17 protein-coding genes are annotated in these 22,345 nt (G+C 67.4%); 9 read left to right on the top strand and 8 right to left on the bottom strand.

The genetic code is table 11. The features are described from left to right. The first annotated feature begins 120 nt into the window (after positions 1 to 120). From DB30_RS24800 to DB30_RS24790, 3 genes are all read left to right on the top strand, one after another. The gene (locus DB30_RS24800; protein ID WP_052553280.1) at positions 121 to 1,854 is read left to right on the top strand and encodes a glycosyl hydrolase family 28-related protein; all 1,734 of its coding nucleotides are present in this window, start codon (positions 121 to 123) and stop codon (positions 1,852 to 1,854) included. Positions 1,855 to 1,919: 65 nt separating this feature from the next. Beyond that, the gene (locus tag DB30_RS24795; RefSeq protein WP_052553278.1) at positions 1,920 to 2,531 is read left to right on the top strand and encodes an RNA polymerase sigma factor; all 612 of its coding nucleotides are present in this window, start codon (positions 1,920 to 1,922) and stop codon (positions 2,529 to 2,531) included. Beyond that, the gene (locus tag DB30_RS24790) at positions 2,531 to 6,142 is read left to right on the top strand and encodes a WD40 repeat domain-containing serine/threonine protein kinase (RefSeq protein ID WP_052553276.1); all 3,612 of its coding nucleotides are present in this window, start codon (positions 2,531 to 2,533) and stop codon (positions 6,140 to 6,142) included. The genes DB30_RS24795 and DB30_RS24790 overlap by 1 nt, the downstream gene beginning before the upstream one ends. A gap of 173 nt (positions 6,143 to 6,315) precedes the next feature. Here DB30_RS24790 and DB30_RS24785 read toward each other — a convergent pair whose 3' ends face one another. After that, positions 6,316 to 6,828: a DUF421 domain-containing protein gene (locus tag DB30_RS24785; RefSeq protein ID WP_052553273.1), complete on the bottom strand. Its 513-nt coding sequence runs from the start codon at positions 6,826 to 6,828 to the stop codon at positions 6,316 to 6,318. A 102-nt stretch (positions 6,829 to 6,930) separates the two neighbouring features. Continuing rightward, entirely contained in the window at positions 6,931 to 7,428 is a 498-nt protein-coding gene (locus tag DB30_RS24780; protein ID WP_052553271.1) for a hypothetical protein, read from the bottom strand. A 385-nt stretch (positions 7,429 to 7,813) separates the two neighbouring features. On the opposite strand from DB30_RS24780, the gene DB30_RS24775 reads away from it, so the two are divergent. Continuing rightward, complete coding sequence (locus DB30_RS24775) at positions 7,814 to 9,400, top strand: vanadium-dependent haloperoxidase (RefSeq protein ID WP_052553269.1); 1,587 nt, start codon at positions 7,814 to 7,816, stop codon at positions 9,398 to 9,400. A gap of 30 nt (positions 9,401 to 9,430) precedes the next feature. On the opposite strand, the gene DB30_RS24770 is transcribed toward DB30_RS24775, so the two are convergent. Further along, positions 9,431 to 10,732, bottom strand: a complete 1,302-nt coding sequence (locus DB30_RS24770) for a nucleotide sugar dehydrogenase (protein WP_052553267.1) — start codon at positions 10,730 to 10,732, stop codon at positions 9,431 to 9,433. A 5-nt stretch (positions 10,733 to 10,737) separates the two neighbouring features. Then, on the bottom strand, positions 10,738 to 12,042 hold the full coding sequence (locus tag DB30_RS24765) for a glycosyltransferase family 2 protein (RefSeq protein ID WP_165703930.1): 1,305 nt from the start codon (positions 12,040 to 12,042) through the stop codon (positions 10,738 to 10,740). A gap of 382 nt (positions 12,043 to 12,424) precedes the next feature. On the opposite strand from DB30_RS24765, the gene DB30_RS24760 reads away from it, so the two are divergent. Genes DB30_RS24760 through DB30_RS24745 form a run of 4 tightly spaced genes read left to right on the top strand, consistent with a single transcriptional unit; the run spans position 12,425 to position 16,704 of the window. Then, complete coding sequence (locus DB30_RS24760) at positions 12,425 to 13,828, top strand: sigma-54-dependent transcriptional regulator (protein ID WP_052553264.1); 1,404 nt, start codon at positions 12,425 to 12,427, stop codon at positions 13,826 to 13,828. After that, positions 13,825 to 15,264: a HAMP domain-containing sensor histidine kinase gene (locus tag DB30_RS24755; RefSeq protein WP_052553261.1), complete on the top strand. Its 1,440-nt coding sequence runs from the start codon at positions 13,825 to 13,827 to the stop codon at positions 15,262 to 15,264. Before DB30_RS24760 ends, DB30_RS24755 begins: the two co-directional genes overlap by 4 nt. Beyond that, positions 15,261 to 15,896 (top strand): hypothetical protein, encoded by a 636-nt coding sequence (locus DB30_RS24750; protein WP_052553259.1) that lies wholly within the window; start codon positions 15,261 to 15,263, stop codon positions 15,894 to 15,896. The genes DB30_RS24755 and DB30_RS24750 overlap by 4 nt, the downstream gene beginning before the upstream one ends. Before the next feature lie 55 nt (positions 15,897 to 15,951). Then, on the top strand, positions 15,952 to 16,704 hold the full coding sequence (locus DB30_RS24745) for a hypothetical protein (protein WP_052553256.1): 753 nt from the start codon (positions 15,952 to 15,954) through the stop codon (positions 16,702 to 16,704). A 104-nt stretch (positions 16,705 to 16,808) separates the two neighbouring features. On the opposite strand, the gene DB30_RS24740 is transcribed toward DB30_RS24745, so the two are convergent. The 3 genes from DB30_RS24740 to DB30_RS24730 form a co-directional block, all read right to left on the bottom strand. Further along, a complete protein-coding gene (locus DB30_RS24740; RefSeq protein ID WP_052553253.1) occupies positions 16,809 to 17,039 on the bottom strand; it encodes an SRPBCC family protein in 231 nt (76 codons plus the stop codon). A gap of 6 nt (positions 17,040 to 17,045) precedes the next feature. Next, positions 17,046 to 19,097: a S8/S53 family peptidase gene (locus DB30_RS24735; protein ID WP_146660468.1), complete on the bottom strand. Its 2,052-nt coding sequence runs from the start codon at positions 19,095 to 19,097 to the stop codon at positions 17,046 to 17,048. Between the two features lie 219 nt (positions 19,098 to 19,316). Beyond that, positions 19,317 to 20,744: a hypothetical protein gene (locus tag DB30_RS24730; RefSeq protein WP_146660467.1), complete on the bottom strand. Its 1,428-nt coding sequence runs from the start codon at positions 20,742 to 20,744 to the stop codon at positions 19,317 to 19,319. Positions 20,745 to 20,952: 208 nt separating this feature from the next. Here DB30_RS24730 and DB30_RS41650 point away from each other — a divergent pair, with 208 nt between their 5' ends. Next, positions 20,953 to 21,630 (top strand): hypothetical protein, encoded by a 678-nt coding sequence (locus DB30_RS41650; protein WP_052553247.1) that lies wholly within the window; start codon positions 20,953 to 20,955, stop codon positions 21,628 to 21,630. Between the two features lie 112 nt (positions 21,631 to 21,742). On the opposite strand, the gene DB30_RS24720 is transcribed toward DB30_RS41650, so the two are convergent. Then, on the bottom strand, positions 21,743 to 22,276 hold the full coding sequence (locus tag DB30_RS24720) for a hypothetical protein (RefSeq protein ID WP_146660466.1): 534 nt from the start codon (positions 22,274 to 22,276) through the stop codon (positions 21,743 to 21,745). Between the last annotated feature and the right edge of the window lie 69 nt (positions 22,277 to 22,345).

Genomic DNA, 22,345 nt, shown 5'->3' with positions numbered 1-22,345 from the left:
CGCGACACTCTACCCCCGACGCGCGGGGTCGTCTGCGTGCACCGCGTGCATCACCGGGCTGTCGGGACTGTCGATCTGTCTGTCACCGCCGACCATCAGGGCGACGAGTAGACTCCGGCCATGCGCCGGCTCGCCATCGCTTCGCTCACGCTGCTCACGCTCGGCTGCCGGGCGGACTCCCCCGGGACCGAGGCGGCCAGCGACGGATCCGCGACGACCACGAGCGAGTCCGGCTCGAGCACGGGCGACGAGGCCGAGACCGCCGGCACTGGCACCGAGACAGACACCGGCGCCGAGACCGAGACGACCGGCACCGACACCGACACCGACGAACCCGAGACCTGGCGCAGCTCGCTGTACCCCGAAGACTGGATCCCCGGCTTCACCGACGAGGCCGGCCGGTTCCTCCACGACTTCTCGTGGGCCGGCTACCACAACGGTGAAGCCCCGATCCCCAACGCGATCGCGGGCGTCGAGCGATCAGTGCTCGAGGACGGGGCCGATCCAAGCGGCGCCGCAGACAGCACCGCCGCGATCCAAGCGACGATCAACGCCGTCAGCCAGGCCGGCGGCGGCGTGGTCCTGGTGCCCGCTGGCTCGTATCGGTGTGACGGCCTGCTCACGCTCACGACCAGCGGCGTGGTGATTCGCGGCGCCGGGCCTGATCAGACCTTCGTGTGGTTCACCCGCGATCAGGGCATCACCGACGTCGATCACCTCACGGTCCGCGGCGTGGTCAGCCACGCTGACGAGCTCGCGCTGACCACCGACGCGCAGACCTTGGACACCGAGGTCTGGGTCGCCGCCGCCGATAATTTGAGCGTCGGTGACGACGTCGCGCTTGGCTGGGTGATCACCGACGACTTCGTGGAAGACCACCAGATGACCGACACCTGGGTCAGCTTCAACGGCCAGTGGCGGACCTTCTTTCGGCGCGAGGTCGTTGCGATCGAGTGCGGCGACGAGGGCTGCCGCGTGAGCTTGGACGTGCCGCTGCGCTACCCGGCGTTGCTCCGCGACGCGGCCAGCTTGCGGATCGAGACCGGCTACCTGCGCGAGGTCGGCGTCGAGGATCTGTCGGTGTCGACGGTCGGTGACTGGGACGCCGCGTGGCAAAACGATCGCAGCCACGCGCTCGCGCTGATCGGCGTGGCCGATGGCTGGGTCCGCCGGGTCCACAGCTTCGAGTCGCCAAACTCCAGCGACGATCGTGCCCGACACTTGAGCTCCGGCGGGATCTTGGTGCGCGACGCCAAGCGGGTGACGGTCGCCGACTCGGTCATGGCGCGCCCGCAGAACCGCGGCGGCGGCGGCAACGGCTACCTGTTCGAGATCTCGCGCGGCAACGAGATCCTGACCCGCGACTGCCAGGCCCACGAAGGCCGCCACAACTTCATCCAGAACTGGGACTTTGGGACCACTGGCTGCGTGTGGCTGCGGACCCACTCGGAGGGCGGGGTCGCCTACGTCAGCGCCAACGAGACCATCAGCACGCTGGGGCTGAGCGAGTATCATCACTCTCTCGCGCTCGCTAACCTCGTCGACGACAGCGTGGTTCACGATGGTTGGCAGGGCGCGAACCGGCTCGGGTACAGCAGCGGCGCCGGACACAGCGCGACCCAGAACGTGTTCTGGAACCTGCGCGGGCGCGGTGAGATCCGCAGCTTTCAATATGGGTGGGGCTACGTGATCGGTACAATGGGCTTGGCGGTGTACCGTGAATTGGCGGAGGCCACCTTGCTGAGCTCGCTGCACACGGAGCCGGTCGATTGGGTCGAGGGCGAGGACGAAGGCGCGACCCTCGAGCCTGCCTCGCTCTACGAAGACCAGCTCGCGCGCAGGCTCGGTCGCTGAGCGGCGCCCGCCACCCACGGGTCGGGCTCGCACACCGCCGGGGCCGGCGCGTACAATGCCCAGCGATGTCGAGCGATCCCGAGCTGTTCCTCGCCTGGGCTGCAGGCGACGCCGGCGCGGGCGAGCGCCTGTTCGAGCGGCACTACGAGGCGGTCGCCAGGTTCTTTCGCAACAAGGCCAGCGACGACTGGCCCGAGCTGTGTCAGCGCACCTTCCTGGCCTGCGTCGAGTCGGCGCCCAAGCTGCGCGAGGCGGCCAGCTTTCGCAGCTTCTTGTTCGGCATCGCCTACCGCCAGCTCTATCGATTCTACAGCGAGCGCGCCAACGACCGCGAGCGCCTCGACTTCGAGCTGAGCTCGGTCGCGGATCTCGATCCCAAGGCCAGCTCGATCGTCGCCGCCCACGAAGAAGAGCTGCTGCTGCTCGCGGCGCTGCGGCGGATCCCCCTCGAGTATCAGGTGATCCTCGAGCTGCACTACTGGGAAGACATGACCGCCAAGGCTTGCGCCGAGGTCCTGGACCTGCCAATCGGAACAGCCAAGACCCGGCTGCGACGCGCGCGTCAGCTGCTAGAGGTCGAGCTCGCCGCTTCGGCCAGCTCGGAGCAGGTGCTGACCCGAACGATCTCGGGTCTCGAGAGCTGGGCTCGCGGGCTGCGTGCCCAGCTCGAGCGCTGATGACGACGACCGAACACGACAGCGACCATGACGAGCGCGACGACGAGGACGATCGCGCCGCGCCAGGGTTGCTGCGTGCGGGCCAGCACCAAGCCGGATTCGAGACGCGGCGGCAAAAGCAGCTGATCGCCAGCGCGATCTTTGGCAAGCCCCCCGCGCCGACCATGCTGCAGCGCTACACCGTCCTGCGTGAGCTCGGCGCGGGCGGGATGGGCATGGTCTACCTCGCCTACGACGATCAGCTGGATCGGCGGGTGGCGATCAAGCTGCTGCGAAGCCGCAGCACCAACCCAGAGGCGCAGACCCGACTGCAGCGCGAGGCCCAAGCCATGGCGAGGCTCTCGCACCCCAACGTCGTCACGGTCTACGAGGTCGGCAGCGTCGACGACGAGCTGTTCGTCGCGATGGAGTACGTCAAGGGCCACAACCTGCGGGACTACCTCGGCCAGACCTCGCGCACGTGGGCTGAGATCTTGGCGGTGTTCATGCCGGCCGGCGAGGGGCTCGCGGCGGCCCACGCGGCCGGGCTCGTGCACCGTGACTTCAAGCCCGACAATGTCCTCGTCGGCGACGACGGGCGGGTGCGTGTCGCCGACTTTGGTCTCGCCTACGGCATGCGCGAGCTGCCCAAGCCCGACCCAGACGCGAACCCCAACGCGAACCCAGACGCGAACCCCAACGCAGACCTCGCAGGCGTCGTCGATCCCCTGCGCACGCCGCTGACCAAGACCGGCGCGCTGCTTGGCACGCCGGCCTACATGGCGCCCGAACAATTCGAGGGCAAGGTCAGCGACGCGCGCACCGACCAGTTCAGCTTTTGTGTCGCGCTGTGGGAGGGGCTGTACGGGCGCCGCCCCTTCGCTGGTGCCAACCTCGCGCGGCTCGCCGAGGCCGTCTCCACCGGCAACATCGACGCGCCAGGCCACGATACAGCCAAGGTCCCACCGTGGTTGCGAGCGGTCGTCGAGCGTGGGTTGGCGCCGGACCCCGACGCCCGCTGGCCGAGCATGCCCGCTCTGCTGTCGGCGCTCGCCCTCGATCCGATCGCCCAGCGCCGCCGCCGAGTCCGAGCCCGAGCGATCACAACCGCGACGGTCTTGCTGCTTGGTGCGCTCGCGTGGCTGGCCGCCAGCGAGCTGCAACACAACGCCCGGCAACGCTACTGGAACGCGCTGACCGAGCAGCTCTTGGACATCGAGCGGGCCCGCGGCCTGGGCCAGGCAACCGACGACGCCGAGCGAGCCCGGGCCGCGACCAAGATGAGCGTGTATCGCAGCTACCGGGCGAAGATCGGCATCACCGATCACAGCGACCCCACGATCGCGGCCACCTTGCTGAAAGAAATTGGCGACAGCGGGCGGACCGATCCCGCCTGGATCTCTGCCGCGAACCTGACCCTTGGCCGCCCGCTGAGTCACGCGCTGCTGACCGGCCACGACGACACGATCTTCGCGCTCGCGTTTGCGCCGGGCGAGGACGCGCTGTACTCGGCCGCCGCCGACGGCGAGGTCTGGCGCTGGGAATTCTCCAACGCGACGGGGGCCAGCGGGCGCGGCGAGCTGTTGTTCGCCCATGAAGGGACCGTGACCAGCCTGGTCCTCGACCCCACCGGTCAGCTGCTGGTCTCGGCCTCGGAGGACGGCACGGTCCGCGCGTGGCCGACCACCGCCACCGCCAACCCCAACCCGCAGCTCCTCACCCGTCACGCCGCCGGGGTCACGGCCGCGCGCTTCGACCCAAGCGGGCGCGTGCTGGCAACGAGCTCTCGCGACAACAGCGCGCGGCTGATCGAGCTCGACACCCGGGTCACGACCGTCCTGGGTGGCCACACCAAGGCGGTTCAGGCGGTGAGCTTCGACCCGACCGGAGCCCGCGTGCTCACGGCGTCGAGCGACAACACGGCGCGGCTGTGGCGGGTCGAAGACGGGGCCCCGCTCGCGCTGCTCGAAGGCCACACGCGCCCGGTCTTTCATGCCCAGTTTGTCGGCGAGGACTGGGTCGTGACGGGCTCCGACGATGGCACCGTCCGCGGCTACCGACTCCACGCCGACGCGGGCGAGCCGGGCTTTGTCACCGATCACGGCGCCGCTATCACCGATCACGGCGCCGCTATCACCGATCACGGCGCCGCGATCACGGCGATCGCCACGTCTGGCTCGCGCTTCGCATCGGCCGACGTCAACGGCAGCGTGAGGGTCGTGACACCCAGCGCGCCCGAGCTCGCGGTCTCGATTGAGGGCCACACGGGCGGGGTCTGGGCGCTGGCCTTCACCCCCGACAACAACCACCTGATCACAACCTCGTTCGACGGCACCGCGCGGGTCTCGAGCGCCGACGGTCGCGGGCCGGCGCGGGTCCTGATCGGTCACCGCGAGCCGCTGCTTCGGCTCGCGATCTCGAGCTCGGGGCGATGGCTGGCGACCGGCTCCTGGGACACCGACGTGCGCACCTTCGACCTCGAGCGCGCGCCGCTCGAGATCCCGCTCGCAGCCCACAAGGCCCCGCTGCAGCGGGTAGCGATCGATCGCCAAGGCACCCGCGTGTTGACGGCCTCGAGCGACGCCACGGCCCGGCTGTGGGACGCCCGAACCGGCTCCGAGCTCGGCGTGTTGCGGGGCGATCAACCGCTCAACGTCGCCGTGTTCAGCCCAGACGGCGAGCGCGTCGCAACCGGCCACAGCGACGGCGCCGTGCTGATCTGGGAGCTCGCGTCGGGCAATCAACTGCGCCTCGACGAGCACGAATCGGCCGTCAGGGATCTCGCGTTCTCGCCGACCGGCGACCGGCTCGCGTCGGCGGGCTCCGACGGCGTGACGCGAATCTGGGACGCCCAGACCGGCGCGCTGCTGCTCGAGCTGCGCGGTCACGACGACGCCGTCCTGCAGGTCGAGTTTGGCGAGCTCGGGGCCCGCGTGTTCACGGCCTCCGCCGACGCCACGCTGCGGGTCTGGGACGCCCGAACCGGCGCCGTCCAGGCGGTCCTCACGGGCCACGAGGGGGCGATCCGAAGCTTCGCGCGCAGCCCCGATCCGGGCGACGATCAGCTCGCTACCGCGTCCGACGATCACAGCGCCCGAATCTGGCCCGACGACGATCCAACCCACGCGCTCGTGTTGCGCGGCCACACCAAGAAGCTGCACGCGGTCGCGTTCGATCCTGCTGGAACCCAAGTCGTGACCGCGTCGGCCGACGGCACCGCGCGGATCTGGGACGCCCACACCGGGGCCCCGCTCGCAACCTTGCGCGGCCACTCGCAAGCGCTGTGGGGGGCAATGTTCATCGACTCGACCCACGTGGTCTCCCACGCCGACGACAACACCTTGCGGCTGTGGACGCTTGGCCGCGACGCTTCGACGATCGAGCTCTCGGGACACACGCAACCGGTCACCGGGCTGGCGCTCAGTCCAGACGCGCGCTGGATGGTCTCGGCTTCGGTCGACGGGAGCGCGAGGATCTGGGACATCAGCCAGCTCAGCAGTGATCCTGCGGTTCTGGTCGAGCGGCTGCGGGCCGCGACGGTTGCGTGTCTGGGCGTGGATCAGCGCATGCGCGATCTTGGCGAGAGCCAAGCCGAGGCCGAGGCCGAGGTCGCCCGCGCGGCTTGCCAGTAGACCCAAATCAAGCGCTGAATTGGAAAAGGTGAATGATTTGGGGCCAGTACGAGCTGAGAGGCGAGCGTTTGGGGTGAGCGAAGGGGGCTCCGCCGCCGAAGCGAGGGGGCTTTTTGAAAGCCCCCTTGAAGACATAGTAGGCCCGAGTCGAGCGCGCAGCGGTCGATTCGGGACTAGAGTACATCGATCGCCGATTCAGAGGAGTGCTCCTTGCTCATGGGGATCACCGCCAGGCTTCCGTCGGTCTCGAGGATCACCCACCGCGCGTCGGCGACGCTCGCTTGTCCACTTTGACGGATCGCAGCGCGGACCTCGTCCTTGGTGATCCGTTCGCGTCGCATCGCCGCTTCGATGTACTCCCCACGCTCGACGAGCATGGTCGGCTCCGCCTTGACAACTTGGCTCGCTATCCGAAAGTGGTAGATCAACTTGGTCAGCACCCATTGCATGAACAAGAGCAGCGAGATAGCCACGGCGGCGTCCGCGATCGCCACATCCTCGAGCATGATGCCGGATCCCACGATGGACCCCATGGCCACTGTCACGATCCAGTCAAAGTTATTGAGTTGCGATGTCGAGCGTTTTCCACTAATGCGCACCAAACAGATGATCAGCAGGTACAGCACCGCCGCCGACAGGGCAATACGCGCAATGGATGTCCAGCTAGAGAAGAAGACGGTTTCCATGCGATCCACGCGGTTCCCAGGAGTGGCAGGCGCTCGCCCCGTTTACCGCACAACGGCCCAAGAACGAGGCGAGCGTGACCCACGATCACGGGTCTAGAGTGACTACGCGGCGGCCGTGTTGAGCGCCGAGGTCGACTCGAACACGGCGCGGGCAACCTTGATCCGGTCGCGGTCGTCGTGGCTCACCGCGATCACGACATTGCCGTTCTTGATGGCCTCCTCCACGACCTTCGCTTCGTTCTCGCTGATGCCAAGACCCACGAGGCCACCGACCAAGCCGCCAACCGCGCCGCCGGCACCCAGGCCGGCGAGTGCCGCCAGCAGCGGCCCCGCCACAACGAGGCCAAGACCCGGAATCACGATGCTGGCCACCGCCGTGAGGCCGGCCGCGATCGCACCAAGGGTGCCACCGACCGCCGCGCCCGTGGCGACGCCCTCTGGGGCCTTGGTGTTGGTCTCGATCGCCAGGTGTTTGTCCTTCGTGGCATCCGAGAGCAGCATGCTGATCTCTTCGTTTGTGAAGCCCTCCTCGAACAGGCGCTCGACCGCACGGTTCGCACCGTGAACATCTTCGTAGGTTGCGATGATTGTTTTGGACATCAGCGGACTCGACTGCAATGTGTGGTCCAGCGTAAAAACCCCGTTCTAGTGTATTGGAGCGGCCGCCAGTTGCTGTGTGTCATTTCATGGTGTGACGCTTTGACCCACCTGAGCGCGGGCGCCCGCGGCCGCATATGTTGCACGCACGCCGCGGTGGTCGCCCTGACCGCGCGGCGGCTGGGCCTACTTGGTCGCAACCAGCGGCACCGCCATGCCAGCGAAGCCTCCAATGTCACAACTATCTGTGACCCCGAGATCGGGAGCGGCGCTGCCGATCAAATTCTGATCATGGCGCCATCTTCAGGAGTTGAACCGCTCTCGAGACGCTCCTCATTGCCGAGCTAAAATTTGGCGCTACGGTCGCATTTCTGATCCGGAGAAGGCAATGCAGAGCACGAGATTCTCGACCAGCTCCTCACTCCTCCTGCTCGGCGCGCTCGCGACCGCCGCGTGCGATCCCACGCTCGATCCCGCGGCGACGCGGGTCGCAGCGAGCGACGAGGGCGTCAACGACCAGGAGTGCACGACGCTGTTGCCAGCAAACGTCCCGGGTCTGCAGGCGCAGCTGCCCACACAGACGATGGGGGCCGACTTCGACTTTGACACTGGCAACGCGCCGATCGAGATCGTCATCCCTGCCGTGCTGCCCGTGATCGCTGGCAGCGTCGCGCCCGGCGACGCCACGATCGTCCTGCGCTTCACCACGATGCTCAGCAACGCGTGGTTTGACGCGACCGCGCCATACCACCCCACGGCGGTCGGCGTGTACTCAAACCTCGGGCGGCGCCCAGCGAGCGAGTCAACGACCCACGCGAACATGAACATCGCGATCCTCTACGCCTCATACCGAACGCTCAACAGCCTCGCGCCACAGCACGCCGCGGACTGGGACGCGCTCATGGTCAGCCTGGGTCTCGATCCACACGACGACCACGAGAGCACCACCGATCCAATCGGCATCGGTAACGCCGCTGCCGCCGCCCTCCTCGCGGTGCGCGAGAATGACGGCTTCAACCAGCTCGGGTTCGAAGGCGGCCGCGAGTACAACCCGATCCCCTACGCCGACTACACGGGCTACGAGCCTAGAAACACGAGATTCGAGATCAAGGACGAGCGCCGCTGGCAGCCGGCCATTGTGACCAGCCGCTACGGCATCACCCGCGCCCAGCACTTCGTCACGCCGCAGTACGCCCTCACGCTGCCGTACAGCTACGACGACCCGCAGGACTTTGGCGTGCCGCTCCCCGACAAGAGCCTGAAGAAGGGTTCGCACGCCAAGAAGAAATACCGGGCTCAGGCCGACGAGGTGCTCGAGGTGTCGGCGAACCTCACCGACGAGCAAAAGGTCACCGCCGAGCTGTTTGAGGACAAGATCCGAAGCCTCGGCTTCTCGGCCCTGTTCGTGTCGCTGTCGTCGGGCCACAGCCTGCTCGACTTCGTTCACTACGACTTCTTGACCAACCTCGCTGCGTTCGACGTGGGCATCGTGGTGTGGCAGGAGAAGACCCAGTACGACGCCGTGCGGCCATTCACCGCAATCCGGCACATCTATGGTGACGACGAGATCACGGCGTGGGGCGGCCCTGGCCAGGGCACCGTCAACGACCTGCCAGCCAACGAGTGGCGCTCGTACCTCGACGTCGCCGACCACCCTGAGTACCCGTCGGCCTCTGCCGCCTTCTGCGCCGCGCATGCACAGGCCTCGCGCCTGTTCCTTGGCACCGACGATCTTGGCTGGACCGTGCCGATCCCGGCCGGCAGCTCGATCGTCGAGCCTGCTATCACGCCCGCGGCCGACCTGAACCTGCACTTTCCGACCTTCACCGACTTCGCCACCCGCTGCGGGTACTCGCGGCTGTGGGGCGGCGTGCACTTCGAAGACGCGATCCTCGCCAGCTTCGAATTGGGCGACGAGATCGGTGCGGGCGCCTACGAGTTCGTGCAAGCGCACATCGACGGCACGCCCCCCTGAGCCCCAACTTGGCTTTCGCCTCGGCTTCAATCACAGCCGCCAGTACGAGAACCCAGCCTGCTCGGCGTCGGCCCGGGGATAGATCGCCTGCACGTCGACAAGCGTGGGATTGGCCCGACACAGCTCCCGCAAGCCGCTCAGCGCCAAGCTGCGGTGCTGACGATGCCCCACCGTCGCCACGATCCCGTCGACGTTGCGAACCTGGGCCAGCGGGGTCAGGCCAAGTCCATACTCGCGCTCGACCTCGGCCGGATCGGCCAGCGGATCACACAAGATCACCTCGACCCCGTGATCGGCCAATTCCCGGGCGACCTCGCGGACCCGACTATTGCGAAGATCCGACACGTCGGGTTTGAAGGTCACGCCCAGCAACACGACCCGAGCCTGGGCGACGTTCTTGCCCGCGGCGATCAACTGTTTCACGGTGATCTGACCAATGAAGTGACCCATCGAGTCGTTGACCCGGCGACCGGCGAGGATCACATCGGGGTGATAGCCCAGCTTCTCGGCCATGTGGGTCAAATAGTAGGGGTCCACGCCAATGCAGTGTCCACCGACCAAGCCCGGGCGATAGTCGGCGAAATTCCACTTGCTCGCGGCTGCGTCGATCACCGCGTGGGTCTCGATCCCGGCCCGCGCGAAGATCAGCGCGAGCTCGTTCATCAGCGCAATGTTGAGATCGCGCTGGGTGTTCTCGAGCACCTTGGCCGCCTCGGCGACGCGAATGCTGGGGGCCCGATGGGTCCCGGCGGCGACGACCTTGCGATACATGGCGTCGACGATCTCCAGGGTCTCGGCGTCCTGCGCGGCGACGACCTTGACCACCGACTCGAGCGAGTGCGCGAGGTCGCCCGGGTTGATGCGCTCGGGTGAATAGGCGAGCTTGAAGTCCACGCCAGACACCAACCCCGAGGCCCGCGCCAGCGCCGGGGCGCACACGTCCTCGGTCGCGCCGGGGTAGACCGTGGACTCGAACACGATCACGCTGCCGGGCCGCATGTGGGCGCCGACCAGCTCCGTGGCGGCGATCAGCACCGACAGATCCGGGCGCCGGGTGTCGTCGAGGGGGGTCGGGACCGCGATGATCACGATCTGCGCCGCGCGCAGACGGGCCGGCTCGGACGTGAACTCGACCGCTGTGTCGGCGAACGATTCCGCGCCGAGCTCTCGGCTGGGGTCGCGGGCCTCACGGTAAGCGGCGATCCGCCCCGCGTCGATGTCGAACCCAATGACCGGACCATGCCGCCCGAGCGCGAGCGCGAGCGGCAGCCCAACGTATCCAAGCCCAACGACGGCGACGGTCAGCGACGGCAATTGTATGGAGGTCGCCATGCTATTCACGAGAGCGCGGCGGTTGGTGCAGCCGGGTTGACCTCGGCGGCGGGTGAGCTGGGGCGCTGGCGCGTGAGCCAGCCCGAGCGGTGCGCGGTGATCAGCGCGAACGCGGTGATCCACGACAGGCACAGCAACGAATAGAGCGCGTACCCAAACGCCCAGACCGCGCCACGCCGCGATCGCGTCATGGCGTAGACCGCCGCTGGCAGCAGCCCCGCGATCAGGGCGGCGCCCAGCATCCACGGGATAGCGATGGGTGCAAGCAAGATCATCACCACCGTCGGAATGACGGCCAGCCCCCCGCCGATCGTGCGGATCAGCGACAAGCCCAGGTTCAAGCGGGGCCCCACCTGGCTGCCCTGACGAAACCTTCGAAGCGCGAAGCCCGTCATCACCAGGCTCTCACGCACGTTGCTGCGAGCCCAACGCAGCAGCATGCGCGCCAGCTGCCCGGTGGTGGTTGGCACCTCGGTCAGCACGATCGCGTTGGCCTGAAACCGCACGTGGTGACCGCGGCGCAGCACGTGATTCGTCATGGATCGGTCCTCACCGATCGCCGCAGGTGCGCCAAGGAAGGTCTGGGTAATCCACTGCTCGCGGAATTCGTCGATCAACACCCGGCGATAGGCCGAGAGCGCCCCCGGGCAGCACATCACGGCGGCGACCTGGCTCTCGCTGGCGCGCATGAATTCAAACGCATGGTTGAAGCTGACGTCGAGCATGCGGGCGATCGCCCCGGCGTCGCGGTTGAGCACCCGGACATTGCCGGCGACCGCCCCGATCCGGGGATCGACGACCAGCGGGCTGACCAGGTTGCGCAGGGTGTCAGACAGGACCTCGGAGTCGCTGTCGACCGTCACGATCACCTCGCCGCGCGCGCGCAGGAACCCTTCATAGAGCGCGTGCCGCTTGCCGCGATTGACGGGACAATGGACCAGCTCGATCTGCTGGCCGAGCTGGGCGGCGGCGCGCTTCATCCACGTCCAGGTGTCGTCGCGGCTGCCGTCGTCGATTGCGATGATCTGCAGTTTGTCGCGGGGATAGTCGCTACACACCAGCGAGACCAGCGAGCCGCGGACCTGCGCGCCCTCGTTGTACGCCGGCACCAGCACGGTCACGGTCGGCAGCTGCGCGTCGGCGACACTCGCTGTCGGGCGGTAGCGGGCCACGAGCAACACCCGCCACAGCAGCACGGCGGTGGCCGCGATCGCTGTGACCTGACCGAATACCAGCAGCAGCGGCCAGGTCTGCGCGCCAGCCACGGCGTTGAACCCAAGCCACAAGAGCGCCGTTTGACCGCTCAGCACAATTGCGAGGATCGGCGCCAATCGCCCCACTCGCGCGGTCGCGGTCTTGGCACAGACGCTGGCATGTTTTGATGGATGAGCCCGAGTGACAAGCTGGAAGTCGTGAGGGATAGGCGAGCGAGGCGACATTGGGCCCGCCCTCGAGCAATGCATGTACCGAGCTGAATGCCCGTGCAATTTCAAGCAGTTGATCAATTCAGCGGGACCGGCGTCGCGCTTGCGGCGTACGCAACCGGGCATTCGTCCCGGCCGGGTGATTCGGGCGCTCGCTGAACCCGGGAATTATTACCGTGTTCACCTGCGACCAACTCGAGACTCGAACATGGGCATTGGACGAAGCGCCAAGGCCCCGTATGCTCCGCCCGATTTGACGGAGGCACACATGCCGAGGCGCCTGTGTCGCGTGCTCGTGGTCGACGACGAACCCGCGATGCGCGAGGTCCTTCAGGCGCGAATCGAGCGTTGGGGGTTTCCCGTGCGCACCGCCGAGTCCGTGCAAGCGGCGCGGGTTCTGACCGGGAGCTTTGACCCGCACCTCGTCATCTCGGATCTGGTGCTACCCGACGCCACCGGGCTCGCGCTGCTCGAGCACTTGCGCGGCGAAGCCCGCGAGCGGACGATCCTGATGATCACCGCGTATGGGACGATCGACATGGCCGTGCAGGCGATCAAGGGTGGCGCGGCCGACTTCTTGACCAAGCCGCTCGACTATGTCGCGCTGCATCGCTTCATTGCGGAGATCGAGGATCGGCTGCGCGCGAGCAGCCAAGCCCCAACCCAAGCCCAAGCCCAAGCCCAAACGACGGAGTTCGAGGCGCCGGCGCCTGCGCTAGATGGCATGGTCGGGGCCAGCGACGCGCTGCTGCGCATGCAAGCGCGGGTGCGGGCGGCGGCGTCGAGTGACGCACCCGTGCTGATCGTGGGTGAGAGCGGATCGGGCAAAGAGCTGGTCGCGCGCAGCCTGCATCGGCTCAGCGGCGCGCGGGCGCCTGGGCCGTTTGTCCCGGTCAACGCCGCGGCGATCCCCGAGGCGCTCGCCGAAGGTGAACTGTTTGGGGTCGAGCGGGGGGCCTTCACCGGAGCCACGAGCGCGCGAATGGGCCTGTTCGAGCACGCAGATGGCGGCACCCTGTTCCTCGACGAGATCACCGAGATGCCGCTGGCCCTGCAAGCCAAGCTGCTGCGCGTGCTCGAGGATGGCAACATTCGCCGGGTCGGCGCCCGCGCGCAGACACGCTGTGACGTGCGCCTGATCGCGGCGACCAACCGCGACCCCGCGGCCGCCGTCGAGAACGGCCGGATGCGTCAAGATCTGCTCTATCGCCTCGACGTGCTGCGGATCGACGTGCCGCCGCTGCGCGAGCGCAGGGAGGATCTGCCCGCGCTCGTCGCCCACTTCGTTCGAGATTGCGCCCAGCGCTACGCAGCCCCGGCGCCAAGGATCGAGCCAGGCGCGCTCGCGGTCCTGCACGGTCACGACTGGCCTGGCAACATTCGCGAGCTTCGCAACGTGATCGAGCGGGCCTTTACCCGCGCCCATCGAGGGATGATCAGCGCGGCAGAGCTCGACTTGGACGGCGTGGGGATCGAGCTTCGCGCCGAGCTGCCGCGGGGGATCGTGCTGCCGCATGGCGTGACCGCGGCCGACGCCGAGCGCATCGTGATCCTCGAGACCCTCAAGACAACAGGCAACAACAAGGCCGAGGCCGCGCGGCGGCTTGGGCTCGACGTCAAGACCATCCGCAACAAGCTCAAGACATTCGAGGGGGAGGGCTCAGCGACGTGAGACTCTCGACCCGGTTTGGGATCAGCGTGGCGCTGGCCGTGCTGCCGCTGCTTGGGGTCGTTGCGTTCAGCGTTGACCGGCTTCATGAGCTCGCGCGTAGCAATGAGCGGCTCACGACCCGGCGCTTGGTCGACGCGCGGGTCGGCGCCGAGGTCATCACGCGACTCGAGCGGCTTGGCGAGTACCGCAACAAATACGCGATTAGCTCGGACCCGGGCTATGCACATAAAATTGACGAGGTCGCGGTCAGCGTTGACGCTGAGCTCGACCGGCTCGCCAGCGCGGATCTCTCTGAGTCCGAGCGGCTCGCGCTCGAGCGCCTGCAGGCCGCGTGGTCGAGCTTTCTGGCGAGGGGGCCCACGTCGGCGGCCCAGGACGCGCCCGCGGCCCTGGTCGAGCTCGCCCGCGAGGTCCAACGCAGCGCCCGCGAGCGCGCTGGCCTCGAGGCGTCCGTGGCTCAAACCCTGCGCGAGCAGACCGGCGTCACCGCGGTGTGGGTCCCGGCCCTGGCGATCATGCTGAGCCTGGTGCTGATCACACTGGCGGTTCACTCGCTGCGCGCGCGCCTGGACCAATTCATCGTGGGGACCCGCGCGGTGTCGCAAGGTGAGTTCTCGGTCCAGCTCGACGCCAGCGGCGACGATGAGCTTGGCCTCGCGGCGCGGGCGTTCAATCGCATGGTCAAGAACCTCGAGCAGCTCGAGCAGATCAAGGCTGACTTCATCGCCAGCGTCTCACACGAGCTGCGCACACCGATCGTCGCCATGCTCGAGACCAACTTGCTGTTGCTCGACGAGGTCCCGGGGCCGCTGACCAGCAAGCAGCGGACCATGCTCGCGCTCAACACCCAGGCGGCCCAGCGCCTGTCGGCGATGATCTCCGAGCTGCTCGATCTGCATCGGTTGCGGACCGGCATTCGCTATGACTTCAGCGAGCACGACCTCGTGCAGCTGGCTAGCGTGGCCGCGCACGAGCTCGAGGCCTGGGCCAGCGAGCGCTCGATCGGCGTTCGCGTGCAGTCGGTCGAGCCCTCGATCACGCTGGCTTGCGACCGCGATCGAACGATTCAGGTGATCCAGAACCTGATCGAGAATGGGCTCAAGTACACGCCGCCCGGCGGACAGATCGAAGTTTGGGTGCGGCGCTGCCCGACCGCCGCGCTCCCGGCCGAGCTCGACCCGCGCAGCGATCTGCCCGAGCACGCGCTGCTGAGCGTGGTCGACTCGGGGCCAGGGATCCCGCAAGCCGATCGTCGACGCGTGTTCGAGAAGTTCTTTCGCCGGCAGGGGCGATCCTCGGACGGCGGCATCGGGCTGGGGCTCGCGCTGTGCCGAGAGATCGTCGAGGCCCACGCAGGCACGATCGCGGTCGGAGACAGCCCGCTGGGCGGGGCCGCGCTGCACGTCGCGCTGCCGATCGAAGGCGGGCCTCGATGAGCGCGGGCGCCCGGGTGGTGCTGGCGCTCGGGCTGGCCCTTGGACTGGCGTTGGTGGCCTGCAAGGCGCCGCTGCAACCGGCGACAGCCCCCGCGTCCGACGAGCCAACCCTCGAGCAGCTGTACACGGCGGGTCGCCACGGCGAGGTCGTGCTGCTGGCTACCTCGATCATCGACGGCCACCCCGAGCGCAGGGAGGCCGTCGCCCACGCCCGCTTCTTTCGAGCCCTGAGCTGGCTCGCGCAGGGTCCTCGAATCGAGCGCGCGCGCGGGGAGCTCGAGCTGCGCACGCTCGAGCTCGACCACGCCGACAGCGTGTGGGGCAAGATCGCGGCAGCGCATGCGAGCAAGATCCTTCGGGCTGACGCGCTCCAAGAGGCGCTGCTCGAGCTCACCCTCGAGCTGCGCGAGCTCGAGCGCCAGACCAGCGACCTCGAGCACGCCCTCGCCGAGGCCGAGGCCAGCGTCGAGCAACGCGACGCCAAGCTCGCGACCCTCGAGCGCGAGCGCGAGCAGCTGCGCGCCCAGCTCGACGCCGCGCAGGCGGCAGCGAAGCTCGCTGCGGGCAGGATCCTCGCCCTCGAAGAGGAGCTCGCCGCGCTCAAGCAAGTCGACATGCAGCGCGAGCCGTGATCACCATTGCTGACCTGCGCTCGTGCCAAACTGCCGGTCATGCGACAATCGGTGCGTGGCTGGCCTCACCCGATTGTGCCCCTGGCTGCTGGGTGTGGCGGTTGGCGTGGGCGCGCCAGCCCAAGCGGCGCTGGCAGAGCAACCACCCGGTGAGCCCACTGAGCAGCGGGATGCCGAGGCGCCTGCGCTCGATCCGGTCGACCTGCCGCCCGATTTCCGGCCGCGCAGGCCCCCACCCTCCGCGCCGCTGGAGCCCGCGCCGGAGCCCGTCGAGAGGCGCCATCATGACTCGGATGACGGGGTTACGCTGCCGTCGCTTCGCCTCGATCTTGGCCCAGCGTTTCGCCTGGGTCAGTCCCGGCGGCCCAGCTTTTCGCTGCTGGTGGACGTGGGCGTGTCGTTCCATTCGAAGAGCCACGATGAAAGCCCGATCATGTTCACTGTCCGACCCGCGATCGGCTACCGATTTGACAGCTTGGTCGGGCGTCGCCAACTTGGCGAGCTGGGCCTCGAGCTTGGCTTGTTTCAGGATGTGAACAATGCCTACTTTAGCGAGACGATCGGCGCGAGCTATCGCGGCGCGTTCGTGTTTGGCTCGACCCCGATCACCGAAGACGTCCGCACCGCGGCCCTGGGCGTTCGCCATGGCCCGGTCCTGACCTACTTGAGCGGGATCTTGTCGCTGACGTTCAGCCACGAGTACCTGGGCCTCCCTGCGCCGGAGCACGGCCTGCGCGTTGGCGTCGCGGTCGACCTCAGCCCCATCGTGGTGCTGTACTGGCTCGTCCGCGGCACCGGTGCGTTCTGATTCCTACATGGACCTCAGACTTCGGCGACTGCAGCCGCTGGCGCGTCGCTCCTCGGGGTGGCTTCGGCGGACGTGTACAGGTCGTGCGTCCCCCGAGCCGCTCTCTACGAGCCCGTTCGGGGCTCGCGCTCGCCCTCGAGCGTGGTTTGAATCGCGAGCCCAAACCCCTCGAGCGCCTGCGACATCTGCTGCTCGATCTGAGGCTGCTTTGGCGCCCCGGCGGCCGCGACTCCGAACTGCGCCACGCCAACCACCCGACACCGGCCGCCGTCGAGCGCCTCGATCTCCCAGTCGTTGCGCAGGCTGGTCAGGAACGGAGGCAGGCCCTCCTGCATGGCGTACTAGTTCACGACAATCCCGTTCAGCTGGGTGGACACGACCCCCGTCGGGCTGAGCAGCTCGAACTCCAGCGAAGCCGCGATCGTATCGGGAACATCAAAGGTCACCGTGGTCACCCCCGTGCCCCCATTATTGAGGCTAGCGATCACCGCAGAGTCAAAACTATAGGTCGTCTCGGTCCTGGTGCTGTCGTAGAGGGTCATCGTCAGATCCAAGATCGTGTAAGACGCATAGTCGGGGTGGATCGACATGCTCAAGACATCGTCGGGATCGGTCGACGCCGCCGCCGGGGGCACGTCGATGTTGCAATAGGGGCACACGGGCACCTCGGGCTGGGGGTCGGCGAGGTTGGACCAATTGCTGGGCGAACAAACCGGCGCCGCGCCGCTCGAGCCCGCGAACGCGTCGATCGTCGCGGAAGCCAGGACCGTGTCCACCTCGGCGCTGAATGGCCCGAGTCCGCCGTCGGCGTCGGGTGCCTGCGCGCTGCAACCAAGGTGCGGGCACCAAGCGGGGCTGTGGCTCGCGCAGGCCTGGTCGAGCGCGGCGCAGACCGACAGCCTTCGCACCGCCGGCACCCCAGACAGCGCGAAGTCGGCGGTCGGACCGGTCGCCCAGCCAGTGTCATAGAGCAGCGCGGCGACGTCGTCAGGCGTCAGGTTTCGGTCGTAGGACCAGATCAACGCGGCCGTCGCCGAAGCGACAGCGGACGCGACAGAGGTCCCGGTCAGGGCCTTGTACGAGCTGGAAGCGGCCACGCCGTTGGCCCCGGTCGCAACCAGGCGCGGCTGGCCGTCCTCGCGCGAGTTGATCAGCGGCTCGTCAAAGCCATCGACGCCACCGACCGCGTAGACCAGCGGCCGATAGGTGCTCACCCCGCCGTGGATCGGCAACCCGCTGCCGCCGCCGCCAAAGCCCTTGCTCGCGCACATGAACGAGTCGAGCGCCGGGTACTTCTCGAACTCCGCTGGCGCGAGCGGTCCGGTGTGGAGCTCGGGGCAGGACGGATCGGGGTTGTTGCCGGCAGCGGTAAACACCAGCGCGCCCTGGCAGCGGGCGTACTCGAGCGCGGACAGCAACGCCATGGTCGCGCCGCGGCCCTCGTTGAACACGTCGGGGGCGTCGCGCTCCCAGCCAAGGCTCAAGTTGAGGACCAAGCGCTTGGCCGCGCCCGGGTTCGAGAGCCGCGCCCGCCACTCGCCCACGGCCTGGTAGATCGCCAGCGCGATGTCGCCTTGGGTCCCGTGATGGCCGCCGTCGATCCAATCCGGCGCGTCAACCCAGGTCTCGCGCGGCATCGCCAGCACGTAGCCAATTCCGTCAGAGCAGCCAGGGTCGAACACCGGACACGCGATCCGTTCGATCAGCGCGCCAAGCTGCCACGCGTGCTCGTTGGCGGGGTTGACCGCAGACTGCGAGACCGTGTCGAGCAGGGTCACGTCGATCTCCTTGCGCGCCCAGCTGGTGCCCAACAGATCCACGACTCGATCGACGTTCTTGTCGAACGCGAGCTCCATGGCCCCCACCACCGCGGCGTCGTTGAGATCGGCCTGGGCGAACTCTCCCATGCAGTCGACGGCGACCTCGGTCAGCGCCATCGTTGGGGCCAGGTCGATCGCCTGAAACATCCCGATGTAGTCGTCGGGGCTCATCGGCGGCGACTCGCGCTCGAACACGCAGTAGCGCGCGAGCTCGCTCGGGACCGGCGCGGTCAGGCCTTTGACCCCGGGCGAGGCTTCCTCGAACATTCGGTAGCCGTCCCAATTGGGCGGCAGCGTCCCGCCGAGATCGCAGCCCTCGTTGGGGCCCATGAGCACGCCGATCAGCCGCGCGCCGGGACAGGTCACCGCCGGTTGCCCCAGCAGGGGCGGCGGTGGGCCGCTCGCGGGGATCTGCTCCGCGCCGCTCCCATCAATGTCGTGGGCGCTGGCGTGGTCGGACCCGTGGTTCCCCGGTTGGCCAACGACCGCGAGCTCCGCGTCGATGTCATCGTCAGGCAGCGCGCACCCAAACAGCGAGAGGGCAACGGCAACTCCGTAGTAATTGAACTTCATGTTGAACACCCTACCTCGCAGTGCCAGCGCCGGTCCGAACAGCTCGCTGCCCACGGTCAGCCCGTTTACGAATGTGTCCGCAAGCGGGCGAGAAGCCCTCGCCCGAGCTGAAAACAGCCCGCTGCCCCACGGTGAACCTGTTTACGAATGCGTCCGCAAGCGGGCGAGAAACCCTCGCCCGAGCTGAAAACAGCTGGGGCGAGGGCAGTTTCCGAGCTGTCACAGCGGATTGTGATAACCGACGTCGAGCGGGTTGCTGTCGGGCGTGGCCCCATCCACACCCCACGCCGGGCCAAGGTACAGGCCGCCAGGAAGCGGGTACGGGGAGGTCGGCGCGAACGAGGTCACCCAGTACAGATCCGTGAATGGCGCGGGGATCCCCGGAAATCCGGGGACGAGGTCGGGCGTCATCGCGCCCGAGATCGGCGCGGGATTCCAGGTCCCCATCCCAGGCGGCATGCAGGCCAGTGGGTCGGCGTCAACGCGGTTGTCCCAGAAGAACGAGTCGATGCCTTGTACTGGCGGACACCCAGGCCACCACGTGCTCATCGAGAACACCTTCCCCCAATTGTGCGCCAGGATCGTGTGGTCGACGATCAGCTGACCCGAGCCAGCAGCGTCAACGTTGAACACCAAGTCGGTCTGATTATCGATGATCGTGCTAGCGATGATCTTGACCACGCCGCCGCTCTGATGCTGAAGGATCTTCCCGTTGGTGTTGGTGCACGGGCCGCCGCCGCACGCCGTTGGCGAGCTCCAGGCCGACCACGGCAGCTGGACGCCGGGGTTGGGTTTTGCGTCGTTGTCGTAGATCAACGCATTGCGCACGGTCATGTCGGCGTTGCCATCAACCTCGAGCAGCGCGGGGCTGATCGGTGCCCCCGGCAACAGGCGCAGGTTGCCGGCGAACAGCGTGTGGTCAACCGTCACATTGGAGTTGCCCTTGGCGATGATGCCCTCGTCGTTGCGCATGATGTAGTTGTGCATGGCGAGGCCGTAGTCGCTTCGGATGTCGAGCACCGGACCCGACGCCCCATCGCTCACGATCGCGCGGTCGTTGTTGAGCGCCACGATCGACGTCGCGTTGACGCGAGGGCCTAGCGGGCCAGCGAAGCCTTGCAGCTCGAGCCCGGTCTTGTTCCAGACAAAGGCGACGTAGAGCAGATCCACGTTCGAGCCGCCCTCGACGTACACCCCAGTCGTCCCCGATGTCCGGGTGTAGCGGCCAATCCCCGGGTGGCCGACGACGAACGCGTCCGAGTTGATGATCTCGATCGCGCGTCCGTTGGCGTTGAAGTGGTCAAACCCCTCGACCACGATCTGCGTGCTGTTGTGGATCATCAGCGCGTTGGGTGAGTACGAATTATTGAAGCTCACCGGGCCGTTGCCCCACAGCTCGGCCGACAGCACGGTGATGTCGTTGAGGCCAGCGATCGTCGCGCTTGGGTGCACGCAGCCGCCCAGGGGGCAGTAGACCTCGATGATCGAGCCCACGGCACCGCAGCCACCGAGCGCGATCGCGTCGTCTATCGTCGCGAAGGGCATGCCAAAGGCACCCGCGGGATCGACCTGACAGATCGCCGCGTTGGCGATCCCGGGGATCAAGAACATGGAAGCGGTGAGGAGTAGGGTTTTGACGGTTCGCATGGCGAGGCTCTCGATCGAGCAGTGCAAGCAACCCCGTGAAGGGATTGCGCGGCGAACGAGAAAAACGGTGATCTTCCTCACCGACCCTTCAGAGGGCGTGTAAACGAAGCCGAACGCGTGAAATTTATGCGTCGTCGATCCGGCACAGCCCCCCACACCGTAGAGTTCGGAGGTGCCGGCCCGTAGCGCATCGAGGCGATCGAGTCCCATGTCGATGCGGCTGCTCGCGCTGTTGGTGTCGCTCGGGCTCGGGGCCTGTCTCATCGAGCGCAACCCGCTGTTCCAGGACGAGACGCCAACCATCGCGGCGAACACAGACGGCGGAGATTCAACGAGCTCCGGGTCGGACAGCGAAGCCGGCGATGGCGACGGCAACGGCGACGGCGATGGCGATGGCGACGGCGATGGCGATGGCGATGGCGACGGCGATGGCGACGGCGATGGCGATGGCGACGGCGACTGTCAGGACCCCGTCGCCCCCGGCGGCGACCCCTGCCCGCCCGCGTGCTCGACCTGCGAAGACAACGTGTGCGCGATCAACTGCATCGGCGACAAGGCCTGCGACAGCGACGACATCCTCTGCCCCCCAGGCTTCGCGTGCGCCGTCGTCTGCGACGGTGCGACCGCTTGCAAGGATGTCGACGTGACCTGTTCGGACCAATACGCCTGCTCGGTCACCTGCAACTCCGGCGACGAAGCGTGCAAGAAGCTGACGATGATCTGTGGCGGGGGCTCGTGTTCGCTGACCTGCGGCGCGACGGATGAGATCTGCTACGACGCTTCGGTCGAGTGCGGCACCGGAGCCTGCAGTGCTTCTTGTCAGGGAACCTCGGCGCCCAAGAGCATGCCCGGCTGCGATGCGGCGTGCGCTTGCACGCCGTGCTGATCCGCCTTCCAGTGAGCGGGCACGAGCCCACTGCCGGCTGGTGTCGGGTCCTGGGGGAGGCCTAGAGTTCAACGTTGGGCATACGCCCGGACCCGGCGGCGGCTGAACGCCGCTACCAACCCCAGCTCCGGCTCACATGGACGACGGAGCAACACGGGAGGTGGCGGTCTAGAAACTGCGAGAGCTTGTTCAGAAAATACCCGCCGGATCCATGCACCCGGCCCAATTCGGCGACCGCTGCAGCAAGCTGCGCGGTCGCAATCTCAGCGGAGAACGGCGCCCTACCTTCGGGGTAATAGCCCAATTCCTCGACTTCGACGATGAACGCGTCAAGGGTCGCGCAGGTGCTCGCCGCGACCTGGTCAAACACCGCTTGGTAGGTGCGAACGAGCTCCTCGAGTCCGATATCAATGCAGTCTTCGTCCTCGCTTTGGAACTCGAGTACCTCCCTGCCGTGGACCTCGTCGGCCAACCGATGCACAAACACGGCGCCAATTTCTAGCAGCCCGTGGTGCAATGCATCGCGTCGCCTCGCGCCGGGATTTTCGTCGAGATTGAGGAGCCGAAACGCAGCTGTACCGGGCGTACTGCAAGTTTCGGCGACGAAGAGCTCGGCGGAAAGACCAAGCGAGGCGGTGCGAGGCATTGCACCACGGGCTGCTAGAGCGGCGATCAGTTTGAATTCTTAATAGATTCCGATCGCTTAGCCGCCCGG

The organism is Enhygromyxa salina (assembly GCF_000737335.2).
Lineage (GTDB): Bacteria > Myxococcota_A > Polyangia > Nannocystales > Nannocystaceae > Plesiocystis > Plesiocystis salina_C.
Note: the sequence above shows the minus strand (reverse complement) of the source record. Positions and strands in the feature narration are given on the sequence as shown.

Excerpts from the sequence above, each read along its gene's own strand:
- DB30_RS24800 (WP_052553280.1), top strand. The coding sequence starts at position 121 with ATGCGCCGGCTCGCCATCGCTTCGCTCACGCTGCTCACGCTCGGCTGC.
- DB30_RS24795 (WP_052553278.1), top strand. The coding sequence starts at position 1,920 with ATGTCGAGCGATCCCGAGCTGTTCCTCGCCTGGGCTGCAGGCGACGCC.
- DB30_RS24790 (WP_052553276.1), top strand. The coding sequence starts at position 2,531 with ATGACGACGACCGAACACGACAGCGACCATGACGAGCGCGACGACGAG.
- DB30_RS24785 (WP_052553273.1), bottom strand. The coding sequence starts at position 6,828 with ATGGAAACCGTCTTCTTCTCTAGCTGGACATCCATTGCGCGTATTGCC.
- DB30_RS24780 (WP_052553271.1), bottom strand. The coding sequence starts at position 7,428 with ATGTCCAAAACAATCATCGCAACCTACGAAGATGTTCACGGTGCGAAC.
- DB30_RS24775 (WP_052553269.1), top strand. The coding sequence starts at position 7,814 with ATGCAGAGCACGAGATTCTCGACCAGCTCCTCACTCCTCCTGCTCGGC.
- DB30_RS24770 (WP_052553267.1), bottom strand. The coding sequence starts at position 10,732 with ATGGCGACCTCCATACAATTGCCGTCGCTGACCGTCGCCGTCGTTGGG.
- DB30_RS24760 (WP_052553264.1), top strand. The coding sequence starts at position 12,425 with ATGCCGAGGCGCCTGTGTCGCGTGCTCGTGGTCGACGACGAACCCGCG.
- DB30_RS24750 (WP_052553259.1), top strand. The coding sequence starts at position 15,261 with ATGAGCGCGGGCGCCCGGGTGGTGCTGGCGCTCGGGCTGGCCCTTGGA.
- DB30_RS24740 (WP_052553253.1), bottom strand. The coding sequence starts at position 17,039 with ATGCAGGAGGGCCTGCCTCCGTTCCTGACCAGCCTGCGCAACGACTGG.
- DB30_RS24735 (WP_146660468.1), bottom strand. The coding sequence starts at position 19,097 with ATGAAGTTCAATTACTACGGAGTTGCCGTTGCCCTCTCGCTGTTTGGG.
- DB30_RS24730 (WP_146660467.1), bottom strand. The coding sequence starts at position 20,744 with ATGCGAACCGTCAAAACCCTACTCCTCACCGCTTCCATGTTCTTGATC.
- DB30_RS41650 (WP_052553247.1), top strand. The coding sequence starts at position 20,953 with ATGTCGATGCGGCTGCTCGCGCTGTTGGTGTCGCTCGGGCTCGGGGCC.
- DB30_RS24720 (WP_146660466.1), bottom strand. The coding sequence starts at position 22,276 with ATGCCTCGCACCGCCTCGCTTGGTCTTTCCGCCGAGCTCTTCGTCGCC.